The 6,768-nt window shown below is 69.3% G+C and carries 9 protein-coding genes; 6 read left to right on the forward strand and 3 right to left on the reverse strand.

Annotated elements, in window-relative coordinates; translation table 11 throughout:
- Positions 1-76 precede the first annotated feature (76 nt).
- Positions 77-1,636: a phytoene desaturase family protein gene (locus Q2100_RS05655; RefSeq protein WP_302913187.1), complete on the forward strand. Its 1,560-nt coding sequence runs from the start codon at positions 77-79 to the stop codon at positions 1,634-1,636.
- A 3-nt stretch (positions 1,637-1,639) separates the two neighbouring features.
- Here the strand turns inward: Q2100_RS05655 and Q2100_RS05660 are convergent, their stop codons facing one another.
- Entirely contained in the window at positions 1,640-3,010 is a 1,371-nt protein-coding gene (locus Q2100_RS05660; protein WP_302913188.1) for a WS/DGAT/MGAT family O-acyltransferase, read from the reverse strand.
- An 89-nt stretch (positions 3,011-3,099) separates the two neighbouring features.
- On the opposite strand from Q2100_RS05660, the gene Q2100_RS05665 reads away from it, so the two are divergent.
- Positions 3,100-4,083, forward strand: coding sequence for an NAD-dependent epimerase/dehydratase family protein (locus Q2100_RS05665; protein ID WP_302913189.1), 984 nt, complete (start codon positions 3,100-3,102; stop codon positions 4,081-4,083).
- Here the strand turns inward: Q2100_RS05665 and Q2100_RS05670 are convergent, their stop codons facing one another.
- Together Q2100_RS05670 and Q2100_RS05675 are read right to left on the reverse strand one after the other, a co-directional pair.
- Entirely contained in the window at positions 4,084-4,251 is a 168-nt protein-coding gene (locus Q2100_RS05670) for a hypothetical protein (protein WP_264013914.1), read from the reverse strand.
- 52 nt (positions 4,252-4,303) lie between these two features.
- Positions 4,304-4,657 (reverse strand): UBP-type zinc finger domain-containing protein, encoded by a 354-nt coding sequence (locus Q2100_RS05675; protein WP_302913190.1) that lies wholly within the window; start codon positions 4,655-4,657, stop codon positions 4,304-4,306.
- A gap of 22 nt (positions 4,658-4,679) precedes the next feature.
- On the opposite strand from Q2100_RS05675, the gene Q2100_RS05680 reads away from it, so the two are divergent.
- The 4 genes from Q2100_RS05680 to Q2100_RS05695 form a co-directional block, all read left to right on the forward strand.
- Positions 4,680-5,126: an SRPBCC family protein gene (locus tag Q2100_RS05680; protein ID WP_302913191.1), complete on the forward strand. Its 447-nt coding sequence runs from the start codon at positions 4,680-4,682 to the stop codon at positions 5,124-5,126.
- A 34-nt stretch (positions 5,127-5,160) separates the two neighbouring features.
- On the forward strand, positions 5,161-5,607 hold the full coding sequence (locus Q2100_RS05685) for an SRPBCC family protein (RefSeq protein ID WP_302913192.1): 447 nt from the start codon (positions 5,161-5,163) through the stop codon (positions 5,605-5,607).
- Between the two features lie 6 nt (positions 5,608-5,613).
- Positions 5,614-6,054: an SRPBCC family protein gene (locus tag Q2100_RS05690; protein WP_269892779.1), complete on the forward strand. Its 441-nt coding sequence runs from the start codon at positions 5,614-5,616 to the stop codon at positions 6,052-6,054.
- A 33-nt stretch (positions 6,055-6,087) separates the two neighbouring features.
- Positions 6,088-6,768 (forward strand): alpha/beta fold hydrolase (locus Q2100_RS05695; RefSeq protein ID WP_302913193.1); only part of this gene is annotated, 681 nt, incomplete at its 3' end.

The raw sequence follows: 6,768 nt of genomic DNA on the forward strand, positions 1-6,768 counted from the left end.
TGCAAAAACCAGCGCCGCCCCGCCGCGAGTTTCGTCAATATTGACAAAACATGTGCCGCCGTGTCAGCCTCAGCCGATGGCGGATCATGACGCGATCGTCGTCGGAGCGGGCCACAACGGACTGACGGCGGCGGCGCTGCTGCAACGCGCCGGCCTGCGCACCGTGTGCCTGGAGGCCAAACGCTACGCCGGCGGAATGGCCTCCACCGTCGAGCTTTTCGACGGCTACCGGTTCGAGATCGCCGGCTCGGTGCAGATCCCCACCGCCGCGACGGTGAGCCGCGAGCTCGGTCTCGACACGCTGCCGACCGTCGACCTCGACGTGATGTCGGTGTCGCTGCGCGGTGTCGGCGACGACCCGGTCGTCTACTACACCGACCCGATGCGGCTGCTGACCCACCTCAACGAGGTGCACGGCGCCGAGGCGGTCAACGGCATGGCGGGCCTGATGGCCTGGAGCCAGGCCCCGACCCGCGCGCTCGGGCGCTTCGAGGCCGGCCGGCCGCCGAAGACGCTCGACGAGATGTATGCCTGTGCCGCAAACGAGTTCGAGCGCTCGACGATCACCGACCTGTTGTTCGGCTCGGTCACCGACGTGCTCGACCGCTACCTGCCCGAGCGTGAGAAGCACGGTGCGTTGCGCGGGATGCTGGCGCTGCTGGCGGTCAACACCACCTACCGCGGGCCCGCCACCCCCGGCACCGCCGCGGCACTCGCGTACGGCTTCGCCGTTCCCGACGAGAACACCCTGCTGGTGAAGAAGCTGCGCGGCGGCATGGGTGCGCTCACGTCGCATCTGCAGGACGTGTTCACCTCCGCCGGAGGCGAAGTGAGACTGCGCGCCGACGTCGCCGAGATTTTGGTGGATTACGGCCGGGTCGCCGGCGTGCGCCTCGAGGACGGCACGCGGTTGACCGCGCCGGTGGTGGTGTCCGCCGTCGCGCCCGACCTCACGGTGACGCGACTACTCGACCCCGCCGCGATACCGGCCGACATCCGCGCCAGGTACGCCCGCGTCGACCACCGGGGCAGCTACCTGCAGATGCACTTCGCGCTCGACGGCACACCGGAATTCGCCGCACCCTACGAAATGCTCAACGACCCCGCCATGCAGTCCAACATCGGCATCTTCAGCACCCCGGAGGAACTGCAGCAGCAGTGGGAGGACTGCAGGCACGGCGTCGTGCCCGCCGACCCGTCGATCGCGCTGCAGATCCCCTCGGTCAACGACCCCACCCTGGCACCGCCGGGCAAGCACGCCGCGTCGGCGTTCTCGCTGTGGTTCCCGGTCGAGCAGGGGGAGTCGGGCTACGGCGAGATGAAGACCGAGATGGGTCGGCGGGTGATCGAGAAGATCTGCCGCATCGCACCCGACTTCGAGTCCCGCATCATCCGGCACACCACCTTCACGCCCAAGCACATGGGCACCATGTTCGGCGCCCCCGGCGGCGACTACTGCCACGGCCTGGTCCACCCCGAGCAACTGGGCCCCAACCGCCCGGGTCCGAAAGGCCATGTCGATCAACCGCTTCCGGTGCAGGGCCTCTACCTTGGCAGCGCCGGCTGCCACGGCGGCCCGGGCATCACCTTCGTTCCCGGTTACAACGCCGCCAAGCAGGCGCTGGCCGACGCCTGAGACTCAGACGCCGGTCGCGCGCTCCAGATCCTTGAGCGAATCCTCGAGGTGGCCGAGCAGACGCTGCAGATGCGGCACGCTGCCTCTGGCGCCCACCAGCCCGAAGTCCAGGTTGTCGGCGTTGTTCGCCACGGTGATGTTCACCGCCTGGCCGTCCAGCGCGATCGACAGCGGGTAGTTGCCGTCGAGGCGGGCGCCGCGCCAGTAAAGCGGCTCCCTGGCCCCCGGCACGTTGGAGATGACGATGTTGAACGGCGGCGGCGCGGCCGAGACGAAGCCCGGCACGGCGCCGAGACCGAGCGGGGCGATCATCGTCGCCGACAGCGCCAACTGCTGCACGCGCGGCAACTGCGTGAAGACCTTCTTGTTGTTGCGCATCGACGTGCTGATGATCTCGAGGCGTTTGGCGGCGTCGGCCGTGTCGGTGGCGAGGTTGCACAGCACCACGCCCGTCATGTTGCCGCCGGTGTCGGCCTCCTCCTCGGTGCGCAGGCTCACCGGGACCATGGCGATCAGCGGCGCGTCGGGCAGCGCGTTCTGCTCCAGCAGGTAGGCGCGCAGCGCGCCGGCGCTCATCGCGAGCACCACGTCGTTGACCGTGACGCCGGCCGCCGACTTGACCGCGCGCAGCCGTTCCATCGCCCAGGACTGCGCCGCGACCCGCCTGGCGCCGCCGATCGGGACGTTGAACATCGTCCGCGGCGCGCCGTACGGCAGTTGCAGCTGCTGCTCGAGCAGCGCGGAACGAGCCAGTGACAGCGTCGAGGGTGCCAGCGCGGCAACCGATCCCAGCCGACGGCTGAGCGCCTGCAGCGGGTTCGGCGACGGCTGTTCCAGCTCGGCCTTCCGCTCCTTGCGCGGCAGGTGCCACGGCACTCTCAGCTCGGGGTCGTCGGGGTCGGTGGACAGTGTGCGCTGGGTGAGCTTCAGCGCCGACACCCCGTCGATCAGCGCGTGGTGGAACTTGACGTAGACCGCGAACCGGTTGTCGTTGAGGCCTTCGATGAGGTGGGCCTCCCACAGCGGCCGGTGCCGGTCGAGCAGTGTGCCGTGCAGTCGCGATGTCAGCTCGAGCAGATCGCGCACCCGGCCAGGCGAGGGCAGCGCCGACCGCCGCAGGTGGTAGTCGAGGTCCACCTCGTCGTCCTCGGCCCATGCGAGGTTGGCGATGCCGCCGAGCAGCGTTCCCGGGTGCTTGCGGAAGGTCGGGTGGAACTCGGTGTGCTCGACCATCTGCTGATGCATCTCGCGCAGGAAGTCCGGGCCCGAGACGCCGTCGGGCGGTTCGAACAACTGCAGGCCGCCGACATGCATGGGGTGCTCGCGCGATTCGACGAGCAGGAACATCGAATCGGTCGGCGAGATGAGCTTCATCGCACTCCTCTGAGGTAGGTGTCCTTTCTATTCCCTGCGGGCCCGGTTCTCAACGTTTCACCCGATCGGGCGCCGGGAAAGACCTGGGAATGCCACTTCGCGTCGCTGTCACGGGGCCCACCGGAGAGATCGGCAAGTCGGCGGTCGACGCGCTGGAGCGCCACCCCGACGTCGAACGGATCATCGGGATGGCCCGCAGACCCTTCGATCCGGCGGCGCGGGGCTGGACCCGTACCGAGTACCGGCAGGGCGACATCACCGACCGGGCGGCCGTCGACGCGTTGGTGGCCGACGCCGACGTGGTGGTGCACCTGGCGTTCATCATCATGGGTTCGCGCGCCGAGAGCGCGCGGGTGAACCTGGTGGGCACTCGCAACGTCTTCGAGGCGACGGTGGCCGCCGAGCGGCCGCGCCGACTGGTGTACACCTCGTCGGTGGCGGCCTACGGCTACCACTCCGACAACCCCGTGCCGATCACCGAGGACGTCCCGCCACGCGGCTCGCCCGAGCACTACTACTCCGAACAGAAGGCGACCTGCGAAGCCGCCCTGGCCGAGGTCACCGACGGCTCCGGCCTCGAGGTGTTCGTGCTGCGGCCGTGCATCGTGGCCGGTCCCGACGCGCCCGCGCTGGCCGAGGTGATGCCCTGGAACCAGCTGCCCGGCCCGGTCCGCCGCGCCACCCAAATGTTCCCGTTGCTCAAACCGCCGTTCCCGGACCCCGGCACGCCGCTGCAACTGGTGCACCACGACGACGTGGCCAACGCCATCGCGCTGGCCGCGACCAGTGCGGCGCCGCCGGGGGCGTACAACATCGCCGGCGACGGCGTGCTGTCGATGTCCGAGGTGGCCGACGCACTCGGTGCGCGACCGGTGCGGGTGCCCAGAGTCACGGTGTCGGCGGCGTCGGAGGTCGTCGCGCGACTGCCCTTCGTGCCGTCGGCGCTGGAATGGCTGCACATCGGCCGCACGTCGGTGGTGATGGACACCACGCGGGCGCGCACCGAGCTGGGTTGGACGCCGAAACATTCTGCTGCCGAAACGCTTTCGGCACTCGCCGAGTCCTACAGATGACTACTGGGTGGGATCGCCGGTGTCGGCGGGACCGCCTGGCGTTGCACCGCCCTCGCTGGACCAGTCGACCCTGTCGTCGGCGCCCTCGGCGGGATCACTGATGACGTCGTCCTTGGCTTGATCGGAACCCTTGTCGGTCTCGCTGGTGTCCGGCTTTTCCTTGCTCACCGGCGCTGATTACCCTGGTCGCCGGGTTCGGAAACGGTACGCACCTGCGCTTTTAGTCCCGGCGGTTGCGCAGCTGCTCGGCCCAGTCCTTCGGGACCCTGCCGCGCGGGCCGGGAACCGTCTGGTCGGCCGGACGGCTGTGCGGCGCGGCGAGTTCCGGGCCGTCGTAGTAGTCGTCGGTCTGGAAGTTCCAGAACCAGTCCTCGCCCGGTTCGAAGGACTGGATGATCGGGTGCCCGCTGCCGCGCCAGTGCGCCGAGGCGTGCCGGGCGGGCGAATCGTCACAGCAGCCGATGTGTCCGCACGCCGCGCAGCGCCGCAGGTGCACCCACCAGCCGTCGTCCGCATCGCATTCCACACAACCGGTTCCGCTCGGCGGCACCGCGGGATCGACCGCTTCAGTCATGCGCGCAGCCTATCGTCAACGGATGGCCGTCACGCTGCGTCGCGAGGTGATCATCGAGGCCGGCGTCGAGGAGATCCTCGGCGTCATGCTCGACCTCGAATCGCTGCCGCAGTGGTCGCCCGCGCACAAGAGCTCGGAGGTGCTCGAGCGCGACGACCGCGGCAGGCCGCTGCGCAGCAGGGCGACCGTGCAGACCGTCGGCATCACCGACGAGACCGAGATCGCCCTGACCTATCACGACGACGGCTACGGCTGGACCCTGGTCAGCTCGACGTGGCAGCGCTCGCAGGACGCCCGCTACACCCTCGTCTCGCAGGGCGACCGGACCCTGGTGCGCTTCGAGGTGACCGTCGACCCCGTCATGCCGATGCCCGGGTTCATGCTCAAGCGGGCGGCCAAGGGCGTGATCGACACGGCGACCGACGGCCTGCGCTCGCGCGTGCTCGCGGTGCGGAAGCGGGGGAAGTAACCCGCCGCGCCGGCACGCTGACTATGGTCACGCCATGGCCGTCAGCGATTCCCGTGAAGTGCTCGTCGAAGCGACCGCCGAGGAGATCCTCGACGTCATCGCCGACGTCGAATCGACCCCGGACTGGTCGCCCCAGTACCAGAAGGCCGAGGTCCTCGAGGCCTACGACGACGGCAGGCCGCACCGGGTGAAGATGAAGGTGAAGTCCGCGGGCATCTCCGACGAACTGGTCGTCGAGTACACCTGGACCGACTCGAGCGCGAGCTGGACACTCGTGTCGGCCGGCCAGCTCAAGGCGCAGGACGGCAAGTACACGCTGACCCCGGAAGGCGACAAGATCCGGCTGCGGTTCGACCTGACCGCGGATCCGTCGGTGCCGATCCCCGGCTTCATCCTCAAGCGGGCGCTCAAGGGCGCGATGGAGACCGCGACCGACGGACTGCGCAAGCAGGTTTTGAAAGTGAAGAAGGGTGGCAACTAGCCCACCATGGCCATCACCGAGACCCGCGAGATCCTCATCGAGGCGACTCCGGACGAAATCCTGGAAGTGCTCTACGATCTCGAATCGCTGACCGAATGGTCGTCGGCGCACCAGGAGGTCGAGATCCTCGAGCGTGACGACGAGGGCAGGCCGAAACGCTCGCGGCAGGTCGTGAAGATCGTCGGCGTCAGCGACGAGCAGGTGCTCGACTACACCGTGCACGACGACGGGGTCAGCTGGACGCTCGTGGAATCGAAGCAGCAGAAGGGCCAGGACGCCCGCTACACCCTGACCCCGGAAGGCGACGGCACCAAGGTGCGGTTCGAGCTCACCGTCGACCCGCTGGTGCCGCTGCCCGGCTTCCTGATCAAGAAGGGCGCCAAGGGTCTGCTCGACACCGCCACCGAAGGCCTGCGCAAGCGGGTGCTGAAGGTCAAGAAGTCCTGACCGCGGCCCTCGCGCCGTGCCAGGATCGAGACCATGACCATCGTCCTGGTGCACGGTAACCCGGAGACCGACGCCCTGTGGGATCCACTGGTCGACGCCCTGGGGCGTGACGACGTGGTGCGGCTGTCGCCCCCGGGTTTCGGCGCCCCCCTTCCCGACGGCTTCGCCGCGACGTTCACGGCGTACCGGGACTGGCTGGAAGACGAGCTGACGCGTATCGACGGTCCGATCGACCTCGTCGGTCACGACTGGGGCGGCGGCCACGTGGTGAACGTGGTGATGCACCGCCCGGAGCTCGTGCGTAGCTGGGCCAGCGACGTCCTCGGGCTGTTCGACCCCGATTACGTCTGGCACGACATGGCGCAGGTGTGGCAGACCGAGGGCGAGGGCGAGAAGCTGGTCGACGAACTGCTCGGCGGAACGGTGCGCGAACGCGCAGAGCGGATGGCCACGTTCGGCATACCGCTGGAGACGGGCGAGAAGATCGCCGCCGGGCAGGGGCCGGAGATGGCCCGCGCGATCCTGCTGCTGTACCGCTCGGCGCGCCAGCCCGCGATGGCGGAGGCCGGCCGGGACCTGGAGAAAGCCGCGGCCCGCCCGGGTCTGTCGATCCTCGCCACCGACGACCCCTTCGCCCGTCCCGGACCGTCGCGCGGGCGAGCCGCCGACCGGGCCGGGGCGCGCACCGAGGTCCTCGACGGCCTCGGGCACTGG

This window comes from Mycolicibacterium arseniciresistens (assembly GCF_030519285.1).
Taxonomy (GTDB): Bacteria; Actinomycetota; Actinomycetes; order Mycobacteriales; family Mycobacteriaceae; genus Mycobacterium; species Mycobacterium arseniciresistens.

What these genes read in the sequence shown, in the direction of transcription:
- Q2100_RS05655 (WP_302913187.1), top strand. Translation starts at nt 77, where the DNA reads ATGGCGGATCATGACGCGATCGTCGTCGGAGCGGGCCACAACGGACTG.
- Q2100_RS05660 (WP_302913188.1), bottom strand. Translation starts at nt 3,010, where the DNA reads ATGAAGCTCATCTCGCCGACCGATTCGATGTTCCTGCTCGTCGAATCG.
- Q2100_RS05665 (WP_302913189.1), top strand. Translation starts at nt 3,100, where the DNA reads ATGCCACTTCGCGTCGCTGTCACGGGGCCCACCGGAGAGATCGGCAAG.
- Q2100_RS05675 (WP_302913190.1), bottom strand. Translation starts at nt 4,657, where the DNA reads ATGACTGAAGCGGTCGATCCCGCGGTGCCGCCGAGCGGAACCGGTTGT.
- Q2100_RS05680 (WP_302913191.1), top strand. Translation starts at nt 4,680, where the DNA reads ATGGCCGTCACGCTGCGTCGCGAGGTGATCATCGAGGCCGGCGTCGAG.
- Q2100_RS05685 (WP_302913192.1), top strand. Translation starts at nt 5,161, where the DNA reads ATGGCCGTCAGCGATTCCCGTGAAGTGCTCGTCGAAGCGACCGCCGAG.
- Q2100_RS05690 (WP_269892779.1), top strand. Translation starts at nt 5,614, where the DNA reads ATGGCCATCACCGAGACCCGCGAGATCCTCATCGAGGCGACTCCGGAC.